The following is a 19,882-nucleotide window of genomic DNA, read 5'->3' on the forward strand; positions in this document are numbered from 1 at the left end:
ATCAACTCATTGCTGACGATCAAAAATCATCTAATGAGTCTTTAATTATTAACTTTAATGACAAACTCTAATACCGCACTTGTACTTGGTGCTAAAGGTGTTTTCTCAGCAGCAACTGTACCTGTTGAACCATCTATTAGAGCAGCAGTTGAAGTGTTCAATGTTGCATTTGTTGCAAATGGAGAAGCATTTGCAATCACTTTCAATGTGGTATAAGCAGGTGTTGCATCACTAATAACCACATTAGTGACATCAGCATTGCCTTCATTGGTTGCCGTAATCTTATACTTCACACACTCACCTGGTTTAGCAGATACAGTATTTTGAGTATAAGCACCCGTAGCAGCACCACTAGAACAGTTCGCTAAAGATTGTTCTTTCACCAAGCGTACTTGACCATTCGTCACCGTTGTTAAATCAGTATTCACGAGTGAAACAACTGACTGACCGCCAACAACTGTAGGTGAAATTGTAAATATAACTGAGCTCGGTGTTCCAGCGGTCGCATTTGTTGGCGCTTGAACTTTGATGAGTAAGTTAACAGCAGAGCCTCGAGCAATACTGCCAGTTAATGCAGCAAGATCATTACCTGTGACTAACTCATTTGCATCCGCAATTCCATCGTTATCCAAATCAACAAATAAGCTTGTTACCCAACCATTTGCAGCCTGATCGTTGGTAATTGTATATGGCAAACTACCAGCCGTAGCACCTTCAACAATGTTACCGTTGTTGGTCAGAGTGTGTTTGTAGACTATCGTACCACCTGGTGCAACTTGACCAGTGCGATCATTTTGCAGACTAAGCACGCGATTTGTTTCTACAGTTACACGATCAGACATTACATCACTTAAGCCAGTTGCAGGTGATGCAACTTTGAAGATCACTTCTTGGTTGCCCGCTGGAGCATTTGCTGGAGATGTTACAACCGCAACCAATTTAACTGCACCAGCAGCGGGAATATTACCCGTATTGGTAATTGCAGCACCTGTTGGGTTACCAGAACCATCTGCTAGGTAGTATTGAACCGTCCAGCCTGTAGGCAATGCTGGTGCTGTAGATAAATTAAAGTTATCTCCTGTTGCACCTTTGTTTTCTACCGTTAATGGGAAATTAACAGATATACCTGGCTTAGCTGATTTAGTTTCAACATATTGCCCAGTATCTTGACCCGATGCACCGGAAACAGGGACTGCTGTACTGTTGGTTGCATCACCATTATGTAAATCCACTGTAGAAGCGGTTACTTTATCAATGACTAGGGTCATGGTATCGGTAGCTGTCGGATTGGTAACAGGAACAGAGGTTAAGATTGTATTGATAGCGGATGCTGTAGAATAGCCAGATGGTAAAGTAATCTTAGCAACAACTTGGTATACCGCACTGCTTGCTACTGGTCCAGTATCAACAACACCGTCACCATTGGTATCGGTTAATGGCGTTACGCCATCTGCCTTAAAGAGCTCAACAATGCTACCTGACGGTAAAGCTGTTTTATTCACAGCAATGTTAAATATTTCTGTAACATTACCCGTGTTATGGATAACAATTGGCTCTACACCAGTACCCGTGCCACCAAAGATAACTGGCGTACCTTGAGTGGTAGACTTGGTAATCACGTCATCAACAGGTGCCGTAGCTATTGGTGTTACACCATCGGCGAAGGCATCTGTAGTACTATCATTGATTGTGCCTTTTTTAACGCCCAGTACCGTAATATCATTCGGGTTAGATGGTGTTTTACCTTCTGTGCCAGAACCATCTGGATCGACTTCTGCGGTGTTGGTAATTGTGCCTGCAGGCGTATTTTGATCTACTCTAACTTTGAATTTTAAAACACCACTGCTGTTCGCAACAACAGTAGGAATAACTAATGTTACGACACCACTAGTAACGTTATATTTATCTGCATCTGTAGCATCAGTTAATACTGTCCCATTGACCGTTGCTGAACCAGCAACATAAGTTAAGCCAGCAGGAAGTATGTCAGTAATGGTTACGTCTGTTGCCGTAGTGTTACCTGTATTTTGATAAGCTAAGCTATATTCAACTTCACGCGCTGTCGTACCTGCTTGAGTTGCATCTACATTTTTTACACTTGCAGATTTAACCAAGCTAATGACTGCACCATTGGTAATTTTAACGCTATCAACGTTTTTAGCAGTGACGCTTGTATCGACAGTACTACTTGCAGAAACAGTTAATTTACCCAAATCATTAACAACAGCATTGTTTGCTGTTGTTGCTTGTACAATTAAGTTAACCGACTCACCAGCAGCTAAAGTGATGCTGGTAACAGGCGTTTGACTGTCTGGAATACCATCTTTATTGGCATCAAGATAAACATTTAAACCACTAAAATCATAGCTATCTGTAGTGCTATCACGTGTATCGTTATTCACAACACCCACGTTAAAGGTATCACTACCATTACCTGTATTGGTTAAGGTATGAGATAAAGACACTTGACCATTAGCATTTGCAGTTTTGCTCTGGTCTGTAACCAAAGTAAAGCTTGCCACTTGTAAAACGGTTGTGGTAACCACGTTTGATGTAACAGTTTTACTCGCACCATTGTTATCAGTATAACTTGCAGATGCAATGTTACTGATATTTGTCCCCGCAGTTGGCGCCGCAGCATGCGCTGCTGAAACAAATGCAGCACCGCCGGCAACCAATGCAATAGATGCTGCTAATTGCGTGAACTTTAAACGTTGTGTTTGATTGGACATTTGGAACTTACCCCGATTGAATATTCAATATTTGTTTAGTTTTTGGTTTTTTCGCTATTAATACGTGTTTGAGCTGAAACTGTTACAGATTTCCCTGCTGGAAGCTCTGCAATCGTCCAACGCAATGCACGATAGTCCTTAAGCGGAACGTTCACTATTTGGTTACCCTCTTTGCGCTTTAAAGGCATCGGGGCGAAACTCATACCGTCTGTACTTGCTTGCGCATTTTCTGGCTTTGACTTGGCCAAAAATTGGGTTTCTACTGGTATTGGTAAAGTCGCAGCAAGATTTTTAATTTTTCCAGTCGTGTTATTGGTATACGTCGCACGATACTCAATCACATCATTCGGCTTTACTTTGGTCACTAACTTAACTGTCGGCTTTCCATCTGTACTTGTACTAACGAGATAGGTTTTTAATTCTACTGATACAGGATCTTTTACCACTTTAGTTTCAGCGCTTGCATTTACGGCTAAAATTAAAGCAACACATCCAAGCACCCCTGCTTTCCATTGACTTTTTACATACATATTTATTGCTCCAAAACTCGCTATTCCATTTTTGAACTGAGGTTTCTATTTTTTCAAAACTGAATTCAAACAAATCTTTATTGATTACAAAAATACATCATTTACATACATTTTTGTTGATAAATATCACACTTTATTACATTAAACACGAATTGATTCAAGCAAAGCAACTTTTATACCAACTTTTCTATTTAGGTATTCCAGTTGCCTTTGCTTATTTAAAGCTTGTTTGTTTTCACAATTATTGTTTTACGCAGAATCTTAGGGTACCTGTAGCTATAGGGTTTAACACACCCGTTAAATCCCATTGCAATGAACTACCAGAGTTACTTGAGCTACACGTGTTTCCGCTAGGCGTTGAGGCACAGCTGATACTGCCAAAAGCAGTACCAGTTGGTAAACTATCCTGAATTTTCACGTTCTGAAGTTTCTTGGTACTATTGTTTTTATAGATAATTTCGTACTCCAAATTATCTTTTTTTTGCGCTTGATTATTTATAACAAAAGGATTTTTATCATCCGCCGTGGATGGGCAGCTTACAACTGCACGGACTTTTTTTGTCAATGTTAAGCCAGCACTACCAATAAGTGTCACATCTTGACGTTTAACAGTCTGTGCCGTAATTGTCTGTACAGGATTAGCCAAAACCACAGCATAGCTCGCCTGTAGCGTTCCAATATGCTGTGTGCCTGCAACGACATTGGTTGGCACATGTACACGCTGAACTAAACAAATATCCGCATTTGGCTGTAACAAAAATGGGCTAGCTGTACTCGGATTAAAGACAGTTTCTCCCGCATCCACATTACCATTACAGTTGGTATCGCGATAAACCAAAGCTTGCCACGGCTGATCAATACTGGAATTAGGTTGTTGCGTTTGGGTTTGCAATAATTGAGTCAGTTGAACTGGTATTTGCGTTGTTAAACGATGAGGATAGTCTGTAACATCACCCGCAATCACGGTGTGTTGCCCATCTTCATTTAATACAACACTAACAATCACATCACCAAAGTTATTCGCGGTATAACTAGTGGTACTTGTTTTGGTTAATGTAATTGTATCGGCTGATCGACTATAGCCATTCGCACCACTTACTGAAATGTATTCAGGTAAATTCTGCTGAACAATACAAAAAGAGGAAGGTAATAAACCTTGTTCAATTGAAAATACATAATCACCATTTGCATTGGTTGCTGTGGTAGCTAATGGCATTGAACTACAGTTGGTTAAACGAATAGTGCTATTCGCTATTCCAACTTCACCAGCATCTTGAATAGCATTATATGCCTTAGTCGCATCAAGCGTTGTGCCACTATTATCAACAAAGACTCGCCCCCCAATATCGACATAAATAAGTTTAGTATTGGTAAAAGTACACGTAATATTTGCACCTTCTTTAATACGTGCTGCGGGAATAGTAACGACATTATTCACCAAGGTCCAAAAAGTACCAGTGTTACCAGTTACACTACTATTCGAGTCAATACAACTTACACCAGATAAAACATAACCAGATAAAGCACTTTCAGTCACTGTAACATCTGAATTTAATGTTTGAGCCCATAATTGCTGTGTTGACGTTACTGCAGATCCCGCTGTTGTTGTTGTTACAGAGTCCGTAGCTACGGTCGTTGTACTGTTCACTAAATTTGTCAAATTAATATAATTAAACGTTCCCGTGCCATTAACTGAGTTTTTAGCAATTTTAATTTTTGCGCCATCAATAATATTAATACTTACAGGAACACCACTACTTGTTGCATTGTCATAATTTGCTGTTGAACAACTACCACTAAGCGACAACCCAATTGCCCCATAACCACCTGGCGATAACTCACTACCACCAGAATAAGTATTACGGTTAGCAATACGATAAGTAATACGATGATAACCAACACTTAGAGCAGCAGATGTTGCTGCTGTCACCCCTCCAGATACGTAACCATTAACGCTTGTTACAGCAGCACCATCAACCATGATATAGGCACCATCATCCACACCAACACCAGCATTTCCAATACAAAAGGTGACAGCTTGGGACGTTGAAATGTATAAGCCTGTTGTAAACTCCCACGCCCTACGATTATCACCTATATCCGGAGTATTAATCGAATTGAGTTGAACAGTGGCATCAATATCTGAACCCATCGCAGTAATAATTTTTTGAATCATTGCTGAAGAAGTAGTACTCGATGCTGCATAAGTAGAGTCACTGGTTCCATTATTACCTGAAACCAAATATCCACCTGTAGGACTTGCTTGATTAACAGGCCATGGACTTAGTATCGAGGAGTTTTCATCTGCATAATTTCCCACTTTTGCAGTACCGCCCGTACCTTCATAACCCACCCAAAATGCACCATTTCTACGATATTCATTTTGTGCATTGGTCCCCCAAACTTTATAGAGTGTTTCACCAACACCACTACCAGGGTTAAATTCATTACTACCGACTTTGACCGTTGCCTGTTGCGCAATACCCAACGAAGAAGCACTGGTTGTACTATAAGTTACCAATAGTTGCGTGGTTGCTCCATTTACTAAACTCCCAATTGGACACGACCATTGAGAACCACTCAAACTACAGGCACTTCCACCAACAACACTGACAGAATTCACACTTACACCAGATTGAGGTGCGGCTATATATGTTGCGACAGTACTTGTTGCGTTATTAGGGCCTTCATTTTTAATATCAATTGTTTGAGTAGCTACCCGCCCTCGAACAATTGTGGGTAAATTTGGCGTAATATTAAAACGTGCTTCAAGAATAGTCGTATCTGCTGTGACTGGGGTTGGATCAACAATAATCGCATTGACTGAACTACTATCATTTGTCGTAGCTGAATCTGTTGATGTTGCTGCGATGGTTGCGGTATTGGTAATTGTTCCAGCAGTTTTAGCTGTTGCTTGAAGTGTAATCGTACAAGTAGCTGTACTCGCACCACTAAAGTTTCCACTTAATGTATATCCACTAGTATCATTACCTGACAAAGTTGGTGCGCATGTTGTCCCAGTAACTGTTGTACTTGGTGTCCCAACAATACTGACACCTTTAAGATTAGAAGGAATAATATCTGAAAAAGGCGCCAAGTAAGCTGAACCACCCACTGTTGCATTTGCTGGTTTATTATTCGTAATTAATAACTGATACTGCATGATAGAATTTACGGGAACATTATTTAATTGCGTTTGCACAAATGTTCCTGATGTTCCTATACGCTGACTTTTAACAATCGAAATATCACTATCAGCATCCATACTTGATATGCCAAAGAAAAAAGCATCAGCTCCATTAGCTGCCCATGCTCCGCGACCATCTCCGCGCACATAAATATCAAATGTTAAAGTGGTAATTCCTTTCCCTTTAATATAGACACTTCCACTCGCGCCCCCACTACCACTAGTAGAACTAATGGTAGAAGCATTATTGGCAATGTTATTCCCACTTACTGAGAGTTCTTTACTTCCCACAATACGGCTCATTGTTACAGGAACATTACTACTCGTAAGCGCAAACTCAGCACCGAACCCCAAACTTCCAACAGTCGCCCCCATCCCCGCAGCTTGCAAAACCGGATTCGTAACTGGGCGGTTAAAAGTAATGTGCACAGTCCCCATTTTTATTCTGTTGCTTGTAGAGGCGCTAGTATTAGTAAGCGCCTTAGTCATGATCAACATTGCTACACCATGATTATTAGATGCGCTAATCCCACCACTCGTGCTTGAGCATGCAGAGCCGCTTACACACCCAGTTGGCGCATTTTGTAAGCTTGCAGCAAACATATTATCCTGCGCCCCACCAATCGCATTTAATGGTTGTAAGATATTAGATGCTGTTGCGCTTGAAGCGCTTCCACCCGCACCAAAAGTTAACTCTGGTTTGTTCGCTGTTGAGCCCTGACCAGAATAGACTGCAGTGTTATAAGTTGAATTGGTAATCGCGTAACTCACCGTTGTAGTTGGTGCATAGGTCTCACTGGTATTATCGGAAGGGTTATTTCTGTTGAGTAAAAATGTATGTGTACCCGAGCTAGCCGTTGGACCTTGTCCTGAACCTGAGCCAGAAAGAATTTCAATCGTTGGCGGTGCTGCAAAGCTACTATTTATGAATATCAAATAGCTGAATAACATCAATATCCAAGAGAAAAATTTATTCATCATCATACTTGCTCTGTGAATGTTCAAGACTGCTTGTTGTTGTGTTCGTGGCTTACTGTCCAACATAGCGCACCCCAAAATTAAATTCGTAGCTTTGATTTGCCATCACACTATTTAACGTTCCAGTTAACGCCCCAACCTGCCCCATTGCAGGACTGGTGACACTGCTGCAAGATGTACACACTGGCGATTGCGACAAAACCGTATACGCAGGCGTCATATCTCTAAACGTAAAGACACGATTCAAATCCGCCACACTGGTGTTGGTTAAAGTCACTTTATATAGTACGCATTGACCTAAACCATTCGCTTGCTGACCAATGCTTAACGTACTAGTGCTATACGCTTCATCCGCCGTACCGTTGCAATCAAAATCACGTGCTTGCAATTTATTCAGCTTAAGCTGTGCCTGAGCCACTGTTGTGACATCAACAATGGAAGCTAAAACTTGGTTGTTGCTTGAATTGGTCAAATTCACCACAGTGCTGTTCGCTTGCGTGGCGTTATTCGCAGCCATATTCTGAACTTGTAATAGTAATTTTACCTGTTGGTACGCAGCCAGCTTGCCACTTGGCAAATCTGCCAAACTGCGTACAGTCAAATCACCACCATCAAATAATCCATTGCCATTGGTGTCATAAAAAAGTGTGCTATTAAAGGCTTCCTGATCATCACTAATAAGAAAACTATAGTTGCCACCAAAATCAGCATCGGTATTATTGGTTAATGTATGGCTGTAAATTACAGTCCCGAGCGGTGCCACCTGACCGCGAGAGTTCGGCATAAATTCTACTTGTGCAACAGCATTTACACTTTGAATCGTAATCGCATTTTTAATCGTATCTTGACTTGGATTACTGCCATTATTGCCACTGACAAAACTAGCTGAAAGAACACGGAAATAAATTGGCGTGGTCACACTATTATTGATTTTATCCACTTCAACAACGGCACAAATCAACTGGCTTTCGCCATCATTTAAGTAACGCGTTTTACCAATTTCAGCGGCTAAATCTGTACAATTTAAACCATCCTGTGCTACATAAAAGCGCACTCGATTCACGCCATTAGGCAAAATCAAATTCGTAAAATCGCTGCTCGCATTTGCACTAAGTAAATATTCTGTACCCACCCCTGTATGACTTACTTTTAATGGGAAAATAGCCTGTCCGCCAGCTATTGAATTACTGCTAGACGCTGTAACCAGCGTTTTCCACGCATTGCCTGCATTATCAACATTACCATTGCCTACCCCATTATTTTCAGGGCTATTGCTTAAATCGACCAACCGAGCTGCAGTTGTTGCAAGTAAGCTTCCTTGATCTTTAATCAAACTTGTTTTTGTTATATCACCCAATGACTGAGCTTGGGGTGAAACTTCAAATGGCGTGTTGCTTGTGACTGCATAGCTACTCGGTAAACGTACTTTAACCACAATCGGGAAATTGGTATTCGGTGACACTAAACTCGATGGCAATAAACCCGTATCAGCAATACCATCACCATTACTGTCTAATAGTGGCGTGACACCATCCGCACGATAAAATTCAATTTGGCTACCCGCAGGAAATGTACTTCCAGTCAACGTTAGATTGAATCTATCAACACTATTTCCCATGTTCCAAACATAGTTATTGAAAATCAACTCGCCGCCCTGCATGACTGACGCAGCAGTAATTGCAGCACTGTTATTTACATCGCTTGTGCTACCATTGATCTTGACCGCATAAATTGGCGCGACATTGACCACAGCGATATTACTTAAATCAGCAATTGCAGTGGTGGCCGTATTATTATCATGATCATATTGAAAGTTAACCGTATTATTGACTGACCCAGCCGCCACTTGATTTATTTTAACTTTAAACTCAATATAACCAACACTATTTGCTGCAACACTGCTTAATACAGCGCTCACCACATTGGACGTCACACTATAATTAATCCCTGCTGGATCATTATTTCCGGTATTCGAATTAACGGCTGCGCCATTCCAGTTTTCGCCAGTGCTTGGCTGATAAAGCAAACTGGCATCCAACGTGTCTGTTAAAGTCACACTGCCGGTCGCCACACTGCTTAGATTTTGATAGTCCAAACGAACAGTGATCACATCACCATTGGCCACAGTAGTTTGAGAAAACTTTTTACGTACCACCAAAGTAGACTGATCGGTGACCTTGGCTGCATCAATATTGCTTGTAATACCTGAAGCATTATTTAAAGAAGTTGCATTTAAAGTTAACAATCCATTTTGACTGACAGTCGCACTACTCGGCACACTCGCCGCAACAATTAATCCAACAGACTCATCCGCACTCAGCGCATAAGATGTAATTGCAGCACCATCTGGCACACCATCGTTATTTTTATCTAAAAAGACAGAAAAATTATTAAAATCATAATGATCATCGCTATTATTATTGCTGATAGTAAAACTATATTGATCTGTTTCATTACCTGTATTACTTAACGTATGGCTGAAATAAACAGTTTGCCCTGCAACAACAGTTTTTGTATTGTTTGCCGTTAAGTTGACTGAATAAACGGGCAGAATCGTGGTTTGAACTAAATTCGAGCGGCTAACCTGAACAACCGTAGAACCTTCCTCAGTATATTCACCAATCGCCATATTGCTGATAATTTGCCGAGTCGAAGCAGCAGCAAAACTGGACTGCTGCATCACCAGTACCGTACTAACTAAAACAACCAAAGAGATAATTTTGGTGCGAAAATTTTCCAATGTATTCACTATATTCATCTTCTATTATCCGCCCAACTTAAGGTGTTACTTGAATAGAAAAATACAGCGCAGCCTGCTCCTGCGGTGTAAGCGTTCCAATATTTCCTGAAATTTTATCGCCACTTACCGCTACTGTCCCTTTGCTGACTGATGGTGCTGGAGTACTGCGTAAAATGCTATATGCTGGCACCATGTCATTGATGACAACATTGGCAGCTGGCGTTGCCCCTTCATTTTTAATGGTTAGGCGGTAAGTCACGCACTGCTTAGGCTTAATAGTCAATGGAGTGCTGCTATAGCTTGCCAAGATGACATTCGTCAACACACATGCTTCATCTTTAGTCTGTTCTTTCGTTAACCGAAGCTGTGATGGGTCGACCGTGGTCAAATCGGTATTTTGGACTGATGTTAACGTCACACCTTGAATGGTATTGGTCGCTGAAACCACAATATTGGCAGCGCTCGACATACCGTTAGTCGCTGTAGCTGGCGCCTGAACTTTTAGAAGCAGCTGAATTGAATTCTGAGGTGCTAAGCCGCTGGAAATAAATAAATCCGTGGCAATTGGGTCTGTGCCATCTAGCATGCCATTATTATTTTCATCGTAATAGAGCGTATAGCTAAAGCCATCATTTGGCTTCTGCGGCACGACATTTAAGCTCACTTTGCCACTGGTATCACCTTCAACAAATGAACCCAGATTTTTTAAGCTATGTAAATAAACCACAGTACCGCCAATATTAATTCGGCCTTGCTGATCATTGGCTAAGATCAACTGTCTATGCGCAACATTAACCTGATCTTTAATGCTGTCCCCTTGCGCATTCATAGGAGATTTCATCGCAAACCAAATTGGAAAACTGGTTAAATTGGTATTTTCAGGAACACTGACCACAGCACAATATTGTTTAACCGTCCCAGCGGCCAAAGTTCCAGTATTGCTCATTTCACCTTGCAGGGATTGGCAAGAGGCATCACCATTATAAAATTTCACCTCCCAGTCTGCTGGCAAAATGGTACTCATGCTATTGATATCAATGCTCGTACTCGAAGCATATAAATTATAATTATTAGATACCGTACTATTATTTTTAATCACGAGCGGAAAGACTGCACCTACACCTTTTGCAGCATTTTTGATCAGTAACGCTTGCCCATTTGTATCCGCAACATTTCCAACACCTAGACCTGAATTATTACTGTTATATAAATCACTGTCGCCAATATTCACCGTATTGGTTAATCGATCACGAGTGCTATTTCTGACTGCTGTATCCGTGATTGATGCAGCAGTAATATCAAAATCCATGTTCGCGGTTGAAGTGCAATTCGCTGGAAAATAGATGCCCAGTTTAATGGCTTTGGATAAGCCTGCGGCTAAACCACCAGTATCGACAAGACCATCACCGTTGCTATCTGTAAGCAGCGTACGACCATCCGCATGGTAAAAACGAACCACCGCACAGCTTGGAACATTACTTTTGATTAAGCTTAAATTATAAGTATCAATTGCTTGACCAATATTCCAGACATAATGATCAAATTGAATTTCTTTGGCCGTTCCCGCAAATCTATTATTTTGAGTTTGTAAATTATTAGCCCCACCATTTGGCTCACCATCATCATTTGCATTGGCAGGACTATAGTTTAATACCACGCCTAATGTTTGCTGTACATTAAAGATCACGGTATTGGTTGTTGTACTTTTTAAAAGCGCATTTGATGCATTATATTGTTGATAGTCCCCAGTATTTGGAACTTTCTCTATCGCATTCGGATTCACCGTCACTTTAAAGCTGACTGTACCTTTGCTTAAAGCAGCAATGCTCGCTAATTCAACATCGATTTGACCATTACTTACTTTATATTTAATTGCAGCATTTGCACCCGTTTCAACATCATCAGTATCAGTCAACGAGCTAGAACCATTGCCCCAACTACCACTGCCCGCTTTATAGCTGAGATCTGTAGTCAAAGTATCTCGTAAAACCAATCGTGCTGCTGCTGTGCCCGTATTTGCATAAGTAAAAGTGTAGGCGATTTCTGTACCTGTTTTACCCGTACTCACGCTCTGAGCTTTAGTCACCTGAATAACGGCATCATCAACAACTTTTACTGTATCACTGACTATTCTTGTAATCGCATTATCATACTGGCTGATAGCAGTTAAAGTAAAATTTGCAACATTATTTGCTGATACATTCGTTGGAATACTTCCAACCACCACCAATGAAGCAAACTCACCTGCTTCTAATCGAATACTGTCGCTGGAATTAAGCAGATTATTGTTATCATCGGGCTCACCATTCTGATCACGATCAATATAAACAGCCATATTGTCTACATCAAATTGATCATTGCCCAGCTGGTTTAAATTTAATGTGTAATTATCTACAATATTGCCAGTATTGGTCAGTACATGTGGAAAATTGAGCTTACTACCAATAGTACCAATATTCTGTTGATTGCTTTGCAGATTGAGCGCATAAATGGCCTGAACTGTTAGAACAACAGCGTTAGAATTAATAACTTGCAGATTACCCTGTTCATCATAAAAATCACCGCTCGCAATATTGGTAATACTGCTTCCTGCTTTAGGCTGAGCAAGAACCACTGAACTTTGAAATCCAATAAATAAGCCAAGCAAAGTGATCAATGAAGTTTTTGAAATAGCACTTTTCTTGAATTGGCTTATCATGTGTATGAACCTACAAAATTTATTATAAAGACAAAGATTATTTACAATTCTTAACACATAATACTACATAAAACATGAACTAAAACACACAAAAAAACATTTTTGTTAAATCACCAACCGAAGTTAATTCCATATATTTTTAATTATTTTAAAAAATTTATACCTAACTCTATTTCACTCATCATATTTTAAGCCATTTAATCTTATAAAAACTCAAAAAATGCTTAAAAAGCATACCAATTTTACGACTGTATTATTGTCATCATTAACATGAAATGAAACACCACAGCATAAAATGAAAAGAAGTAGAAAAATAATATGTGACTCAAACTTAGCTCTTATTCAATCTTTACCAAGGGCAAGTATCATGTCTTTGAGAACAGTTTGATGTCAGGATTTTTACCCGATGAATAACGTAATCATGAGTTCGGTCAGCAAGCAAAATCAGAGCGCCACGCTTGCAGTGATGTATAATTTTTATTCTTCTATTCCATCCTGAAATATATAAAAAAATAAGGAGCATACGCTCCTTATTTTTAAATCCTAACAATATTGCAATTAGATGCCATATTTCACACGGTAATCTTCCATTTTCGCTAAAGCATCTTTCTCACCTTTCGCAGCTAAGAAGTCCATTAAATCTTTCATGGTAATTAAGGCATGAACTGGTATTTCTAACTCTTTTTGTACTTCTTGAATTGCAGAAAGTTCACCTTGACCTTTTTCTTGACGGTCAAGCGCGACCAACACGCCCGCAATTTGTGCACCAGCATTTTTAAGAATCGTCACCACTTCACGAATCGCAGTCCCTGCCGTGATCACATCATCAATGATCCAAACTTTTTTGCCTGCAACAGAAGCACCGACCAAAATACCACCTTCACCGTGATCTTTGGCTTCTTTACGGTTAAAACCCCAAGGTACACTTACACCATGATTTTGAGATAAAGCCACAGCCGTTGCAGCAACAAATGGAATCCCTTTATACGCAGGTCCAAAAATCACTTCAACATTATCACAAGCCGTTAATTGATTTGCATAGCCAGAAGCCAACAGTGTTAACGCTTCACCATCATTAAGCAAACCCGCATTAAAAAAATAAGGACTCACACGACCCGATTTTAAAGTAAACTCACCAAATTTAAGTACACCGCGTGAGAGTGCAAGTTCGATAAAAGCTTGAGGGTTAAAAGTCGCTTGCGAGGTCATGAGGTGCTCCGAAATTCATAATATAGAGGTTATGACTGCGCATGATACCAAAGAGTAGCTATCCAAGTGATCAAAAAATTCTAAGAGTCGTTTCAATTAATGTTAATGGCTTACGTGCATCTGTCACCAAGGGCTTGCTTGAGTGGATGGAACAATCTGATGCAGACGTGATTTGTATGCAGGAAAGTCGGATTACTCATGCTCAATGGACGGAAAAATTTAGACCAGAAGGCTGGTATACCCACCTCTTCCCCGCTGAACGTGCGGGTTATGCAGGCACGGCCATTTATAGTCGTCTACCTTTTGTTTCTATAACCGATGGTTTAGGTTTTGAACTGGCTGATTCTCAAGGACGCTTCATTGCTGCGGAATTTGATGTAGGTTTAGACAAACCTGTTTATATTTGCTCTTTATATCTACCCTCAGGTTCATCGGGTGAAGAAGCTCAAGCACGTAAGGACCACTTTTTAGATCAATATCAACATATCTTAAAGCAATGGCGTGATGAAGATAAATCTGTCATCGTCTGTGGTGACTATAATATCGTACATAAACGCATTGATATTAAAAATTGGTCAGGTAACCAAAAATCTTCTGGTTGTTTACCACATGAACGTGCTTGGCTGGATCATATTTATGATGATTTGGGTTATGTCGATACCTTCCGTGAAGTACGTAAAGAAGCTGAAATCTATTCATGGTGGTCAAATCGTGGGCAAGCCCGTGCCAATAATGTCGGTTGGCGGATTGATTACCAAGCCTGCTCCCCTGACTGGAAAGCACGTACCGTCAATGCTTGGGTGTATAAAGAGACTTGGTTTAGCGACCACGCTCCCGTGATTATTGATTATAAAATCTAAGCAAGAAAATCTATTTGAGTGAACATCAGTTCACTCAATACCATCCAAAATCCTACAACACTTGACGCGTTTGTGTATTTTTATACAGCTGTTTTAAGTGCATTATTGCTCCACGGCAAAGGGACATGTCAGGATGACAGCAAAAGGATAGGACGCCGTAGGATGAAACAAAATAAACCACTTCGGTAGCTTATTTTGCAAGGATGTGACAATGGACGTTATATTGAGACCCGCATGATCAGGATGATTAAATGCGGGTTTTCTCTTTCTAGTAATCTCTTTTTTAAATCGTAATGTTCTTCTGATCTATAGCGCTATATTGGCAAGCCTAAATGTCAATTTCATGACATTGTTCGCGATCTTTAAATATTTAACTGATGTTACGCACTCATTTAAAAAAGCCTGATAATTTCAGTCATGCATAAAGATTGATTAGATTTATATACAAATGACTTAGCTGATCTTAGGCAATGAGGAGATCTTGGTATTGCAAAGTTTAAATGATCTTTGCGTAGGCAATATTTCTACTTTTGAAAGGTTAATGAGTAGCACTGCTACGCAAGACAAAAACCTTTTGTTGGTCTGAGCGAACATCCGTGTAGCCCCCTAACGCGAAATTAATTTTTTCTATAATTTAATTTGGCAGATTTAAGCCGCCACGTGACATCAATATTTAACCCTGCTTATTTTCTCTAGAGCTTCTATCAGATTTTCGTTACGCTATCTCGTAATAGAAAATGGAATGACCTCTTATGCTTAAAATTTATGGTATTAAAAATTGCAGTTCAATGAAAAAAGCCTTCGACCTCTTAACTCAACTCGATTTAGCGTATGAGTTTCATGATTATAAAAAACAAGGTATTGATGCTGAAACGGTCAAAAAATGGCTGAATGACCTTGGGCAAAATGTGATTCTCAATAAAAAAGGCACCACATGGCGCAAATTAACCGAAGCAGAACAACAAGCCGCACTATCAAATGAAATCAATTTAATCCATGCCTTAACAACACATACGAGTTTAATCAAACGTCCTGTACTTGAAACAGGGCAAGGCTATATTGTGGGCTATGATGAAGCAGCCTATAACGCTTTAAAGTAAAAATTCTGCATCAATTTTCTGCAATAAAAAAACCTAGCTGACGACCAGCTAGGTTTTTTATTACTTTATTTTGAATTAGTTTGCACGAATCCAAACTTGGTTACGACCCAAAACAGAAACGCCAATAAAACCACGTAATTCTAATTTTTTACCACCATCCGTCATTTGACCTTTTAATTTGTAGGTTTTACCAGATTGAGGATCAAGAATTGTGCCGTTTTCATAGGTGTTACCACCTGCATTTTTAAGGCCTTGAACAATTCTTAAACCTTTTAAAGATTTATTATGGTATGGGCCTTCACATTTTTTACATGCATTTTCTTCACCCGGTGTCAAAACAGTTTGAATACTTGCAGAGAGTGAGCCATTTTTTTGCTCAGTAAACTTTACAATGGCTTTTGGTTGTTTTGTTTTGTCATCAATTGTTTTCCACACAGTACCATTTAATGGGTCAGCAGCATTCGCTAAAGCTGTTAATCCGAGCAATCCTAATGCAAATACAATTTTTTTCATTTTTGTTTATTTCCCTAGTCTGGTTTAGACGTGTTTATTATTAAAAAGTCACAACACTTTTGCAATTTTTGAATGTGACCATTTAGTGTAACTTTGTAACTTGTATTGGTAAATACTGCAACATCTCGTAAAAGCAATAATAAGATGGAAAAAACACGAAAATCAGTCCGTTATGGAAACAACTTATTACAGAAAGCATTTTAAAGATGACTCTCCGTAAACCGAGCCAATTTAACTTCTCTCTCGACATGCTACATTTTACATTAGAGCAAATATATGGTGTATTTTCAAGCAATAAACAGGTCGAAGCTTGACCGCTGGGCTTAAATACTGAGCAAAATAAAATCTCAAAATGAATCATCGCAATTTACTTTTTCATATTTATGCTGGAGCCTTCTTTTTCGGTGTACTCAACAGCCATCAGGCATTTTTACTGCATACACATAAATACAAGTGATTCACATTGAATATTCCTGATCACCTAAAAAATCCTTAGCCTGAAGTGATGGATTTAATTTTTGACATCTAGCACAGTTTGTTCGAGCAAGATTAAATCTAAATTGCGACAATCACGCCTATAAAAAAAGTCAGCCGAAGCTGACCAAAGAGGAATACTTAAGTTAAAACTTACAGCGCTTGCACTTGTGCTAAAGCTGTTGCAATCGCTTGCTCTTTTAACTCTGGCCCCATATTCACGCCTTCAGCACGAATAATTTCAACGTCCGTCACACCCGTAAAGTTAAAAACGGTTTTCAAAAAGCCTTCTTGGAAATCTGCTGGGCTATTTTCACCATAAACACCACCACGACTACTGGCGATATACGCTTTTTTCTCACCAGCCAAACCAACGGGACCTTTTTCAGTATATTGAAAAGTCTTACCTGCCACGCTAATACGGTCAATCCACGCTTTTAAAGTTGAAGGGAGCCCAAAGTTGTACATGGCAGCACCCACAACCACAACATCTGCATCCAGATATTGCTGAATAATTTTTTCGCCTAAAGCGGCTTGTTCAGCATCTTGTCCCATCAAAATTTCAGCAGTTAAATGTGGAATCATCTGAGTCGCTAAATCTAAATACTCCACGGTGGCATCACTATGTTTCGCGGTTAATTGCGAAACAATGGCTTGACTGAGTTGACGTGAAACAGAAGCATCAGCAAAGATACTTGAATCGATATGTAAAACTTTCATGCTTAAACCTTTAATCTGTATTTATTCAATAACAGTAGTTTAAGCGATCTATAAAAATAGAATAATATGGCTACACACAACACACTGTTTTATTTTTAGAACGACACCCATTGAAATGCAATCTATTTTTAAATTTTAATCAGTATAAAATATAGCCATTACCATTCACAAAAAAACGTGTTATGTTGTGAATTATTAAAAATAAAGTAGATCAATTTATCCTTAAACTATCATTTAAAGATCTAAAGGTCATATCTATCGAATGAAGAAAAAATTGACCCCCAATACCCTAAACTTATTCAAAGCAAAAATTACGAAATATTTGCTAGAAGATGAAGTCGTCATGAATTGGAGTGTCCTCAATAAATGCATCCTCATCCTTATTTTAGGCAGTTTGGTTCATGTCATCTGGATTATTTGGAAGATTTTCATCCTTCTTTCTCCCAATTTATGGCATTTTGTCAATTTACCTTTGCTCAAACTACAACTCGAGTTAAATACTTTATTCTTCTGCCTTTTTATTGCGATGATTTACCCGTGTGCCTACTGGTATAAAAAAGAGTGGGTACAACAATGGCTGCCCTATTTATCGGTGGGTATTGTTGTTATTTCTTTATGCAATGACGGCTATATGATCGGCGTACTCAGTCCAGCCACTACGATTACTTACGTCAGTTTAATCACTGTCGGTTTGGTATTGTTTAACCGTAAAATTGTTTACTATGCCCTCATTCCTGCCACCCTGTTTTTAATCTTATGTGGCTATTTAAGCTTACAAGGTCAAATCAACTACGCGCCTCTATTTAATCTGAGTACGACACCTCTTTACCAACACAAGTTTTGGGTCATCTCAATGTTATATTTCATTGCGCCTATTTTGATTACTTGTTTAATTCTATTTGAAATTTTACTGAGCCAATGGCGACATAGAGAACAACTGATTCAACATTTAAGTCAAATTGATCCACTCACCAATACACTGAATCGACGCAGTATTAACACTTGCTTAGAAAAATTAGAACGTAAATCAACAAAGTCTTACGCATTGGTCTTGATTGACTTGGATCATTTTAAACAAATTAATGACCAATATGGCCACGACAAAGGTGATGAAGCCCTGATTAAAGTCAGTGAAGTGCTCTCACAAATCATTCGTGATAGCGATGTAGTCGGTCGCTTTGGTGGAGAAGAGTTTATTCTGATTCTCAATCAGTCTTCTTTAGCACAAGCACAAAATATTGCTGAACGCTGTCGCCAAGCGATTCAAGCACTTCAGTTATTCAGCAATATAGGTGAAGCCATTAAAGTGACTGCAAGCTTTGGTATCGCATTATCAAATATAGAGATAAGCCCACAAAAATTATTAAGCCAAGCTGATAAAGCCCTGTATGAAGCAAAAGCCTGTGGTCGTAATCAAGTCAAATGCTATCGAGAAATCTTCATTGCAGCAAAACCATGCTAAAGCCCATATTGTTGATAAGACTCTAAATAATTCACCCAAGCCTTTTCTTGTAATGCCGCAGCAACCCAAGCTTTCATTGCAGGATGTTGTATCATGGTATCCATATACTGCTGCGTAGCATCGCTTAGGGGTAAAGCATAAGTGATTAAACGTGTCACAACAGGTGCATAAAATGCATCTGCAATTGAGAATTCACCACATAAAAAACCCTGTGCTTCTGGTCGTTCAGACCAAATTTGCTCTATGCGTGCAACATCTTGCTGCAGTTCTGCATTTTCCTGCCATAAACGCTTACCCACGTCAGCCAAATTCGCTCGAATATTCATCCCGCAGGCATTCCGTAAATGTGAAAATCCACTGTGCATTTCCGCAGATATACAGCGAGCACGGGCACGTTGCTGCGAATCTTTTGGCCATAAATTTTGCGCTGGATGTTGTTCTGCAAGATATTCACAAATGGCCAAGGAATCCCAAAGCAATAACCCATCATGAATTAGTGCAGGAACTTTACCATTGGGGTTAATGGCCAAGACATCCTGCTTAAAAGTTCCTGTATCACGTTCCGATGGAAATGGCAGCATGATTTCTTCAAAAGGAATATCAAAAGCTTTCAGCACCAACCACGGACGCATTGACCAACTGGAATAGTTTTTATTGGCAATATACAGCTGATACATTC

Annotated in this window: 12 protein-coding genes; 3 read left to right on the plus strand and 9 right to left on the minus strand. The window is 39.6% G+C overall.

Features of this window, described 5'->3' with window-relative positions:
* Positions 1-41: 41 nt before the first annotated feature.
* The 6 genes from B9T25_RS02755 to pyrE form a co-directional block, all read right to left on the minus strand.
* On the minus strand, positions 42-2,732 hold the full coding sequence (locus B9T25_RS02755; RefSeq protein WP_086186932.1) for a beta strand repeat-containing protein: 2,691 nt from the start codon (positions 2,730-2,732) through the stop codon (positions 42-44).
* A gap of 35 nt (positions 2,733-2,767) precedes the next feature.
* Positions 2,768-3,262: a hypothetical protein gene (locus B9T25_RS02760; protein WP_086186933.1), complete on the minus strand. Its 495-nt coding sequence runs from the start codon at positions 3,260-3,262 to the stop codon at positions 2,768-2,770.
* Between the two features lie 241 nt (positions 3,263-3,503).
* Positions 3,504-7,493 (minus strand): beta strand repeat-containing protein, encoded by a 3,990-nt coding sequence (locus tag B9T25_RS02765; protein ID WP_086186934.1) that lies wholly within the window; start codon positions 7,491-7,493, stop codon positions 3,504-3,506.
* The gene (locus B9T25_RS02770) at positions 7,480-10,185 is read right to left on the minus strand and encodes a hypothetical protein (protein WP_086186935.1); all 2,706 of its coding nucleotides are present in this window, start codon (positions 10,183-10,185) and stop codon (positions 7,480-7,482) included. Before B9T25_RS02770 ends, B9T25_RS02765 begins: the two co-directional genes overlap by 14 nt.
* 19 nt (positions 10,186-10,204) lie before the next feature.
* The gene (locus B9T25_RS02775; RefSeq protein WP_086186936.1) at positions 10,205-12,865 is read right to left on the minus strand and encodes a DUF11 domain-containing protein; all 2,661 of its coding nucleotides are present in this window, start codon (positions 12,863-12,865) and stop codon (positions 10,205-10,207) included.
* Between the two features lie 558 nt (positions 12,866-13,423).
* Complete coding sequence (pyrE, locus tag B9T25_RS02780; RefSeq protein WP_086186937.1) at positions 13,424-14,074, minus strand: orotate phosphoribosyltransferase; 651 nt, start codon at positions 14,072-14,074, stop codon at positions 13,424-13,426.
* 41 nt (positions 14,075-14,115) lie between these two features.
* Between pyrE and B9T25_RS02785 the strand changes: the two genes are divergently transcribed.
* Positions 14,116-14,934 (plus strand): exodeoxyribonuclease III, encoded by an 819-nt coding sequence (locus B9T25_RS02785; RefSeq protein WP_086186938.1) that lies wholly within the window; start codon positions 14,116-14,118, stop codon positions 14,932-14,934.
* A gap of 752 nt (positions 14,935-15,686) precedes the next feature.
* Positions 15,687-16,034: a Spx/MgsR family RNA polymerase-binding regulatory protein gene (locus tag B9T25_RS02790; RefSeq protein WP_086186939.1), complete on the plus strand. Its 348-nt coding sequence runs from the start codon at positions 15,687-15,689 to the stop codon at positions 16,032-16,034.
* A gap of 75 nt (positions 16,035-16,109) precedes the next feature.
* Here B9T25_RS02790 and B9T25_RS02795 read toward each other — a convergent pair whose 3' ends face one another.
* Positions 16,110-16,547: a DUF2147 domain-containing protein gene (locus B9T25_RS02795; protein WP_086186940.1), complete on the minus strand. Its 438-nt coding sequence runs from the start codon at positions 16,545-16,547 to the stop codon at positions 16,110-16,112.
* Positions 16,548-17,174: 627 nt separating this feature from the next.
* Positions 17,175-17,741 (minus strand): FMN-dependent NADH-azoreductase, encoded by a 567-nt coding sequence (locus B9T25_RS02800; RefSeq protein WP_086186941.1) that lies wholly within the window; start codon positions 17,739-17,741, stop codon positions 17,175-17,177.
* A gap of 262 nt (positions 17,742-18,003) precedes the next feature.
* Here B9T25_RS02800 and B9T25_RS02805 point away from each other — a divergent pair, with 262 nt between their 5' ends.
* Positions 18,004-19,203 carry a GGDEF domain-containing protein gene (locus B9T25_RS02805; protein ID WP_086186942.1) on the plus strand — a complete coding sequence of 400 codons (1,200 nt, stop codon included), beginning with the start codon at positions 18,004-18,006 and terminating at the stop codon, positions 19,201-19,203.
* Here the strand turns inward: B9T25_RS02805 and B9T25_RS02810 are convergent.
* Positions 19,200-19,880, minus strand: a complete 681-nt coding sequence (locus B9T25_RS02810; RefSeq protein WP_086186943.1) for a glutathione S-transferase family protein — start codon at positions 19,878-19,880, stop codon at positions 19,200-19,202. The two genes, B9T25_RS02805 and B9T25_RS02810, sit on opposite strands and share 4 nt — an antisense overlap.
* Between the last annotated feature and the right edge of the window lie 2 nt (positions 19,881-19,882).

The organism is Acinetobacter sp. ANC 4470, from assembly GCF_002135335.1.
Taxonomy (GTDB): Bacteria; Pseudomonadota; Gammaproteobacteria; order Pseudomonadales; family Moraxellaceae; genus Acinetobacter.

Coding starts and splice junctions, on each gene's coding strand:
- B9T25_RS02755 (WP_086186932.1), bottom strand. CDS start 2,732: ATGTCCAATCAAACACAACGTTTAAAGTTCACGCAATTAGCAGCATCT.
- B9T25_RS02760 (WP_086186933.1), bottom strand. CDS start 3,262: ATGTATGTAAAAAGTCAATGGAAAGCAGGGGTGCTTGGATGTGTTGCT.
- B9T25_RS02765 (WP_086186934.1), bottom strand. CDS start 7,493: ATGTTGGACAGTAAGCCACGAACACAACAACAAGCAGTCTTGAACATT.
- B9T25_RS02770 (WP_086186935.1), bottom strand. CDS start 10,185: ATGAATATAGTGAATACATTGGAAAATTTTCGCACCAAAATTATCTCT.
- B9T25_RS02775 (WP_086186936.1), bottom strand. CDS start 12,865: ATGATAAGCCAATTCAAGAAAAGTGCTATTTCAAAAACTTCATTGATC.
- pyrE (WP_086186937.1), bottom strand. CDS start 14,074: ATGACCTCGCAAGCGACTTTTAACCCTCAAGCTTTTATCGAACTTGCA.
- B9T25_RS02785 (WP_086186938.1), top strand. CDS start 14,116: ATGATACCAAAGAGTAGCTATCCAAGTGATCAAAAAATTCTAAGAGTC.
- B9T25_RS02790 (WP_086186939.1), top strand. CDS start 15,687: ATGCTTAAAATTTATGGTATTAAAAATTGCAGTTCAATGAAAAAAGCC.
- B9T25_RS02795 (WP_086186940.1), bottom strand. CDS start 16,547: ATGAAAAAAATTGTATTTGCATTAGGATTGCTCGGATTAACAGCTTTA.
- B9T25_RS02800 (WP_086186941.1), bottom strand. CDS start 17,741: ATGAAAGTTTTACATATCGATTCAAGTATCTTTGCTGATGCTTCTGTT.
- B9T25_RS02805 (WP_086186942.1), top strand. CDS start 18,004: ATGAAGAAAAAATTGACCCCCAATACCCTAAACTTATTCAAAGCAAAA.
- B9T25_RS02810 (WP_086186943.1), bottom strand. CDS start 19,880: ATGTATCAGCTGTATATTGCCAATAAAAACTATTCCAGTTGGTCAATG.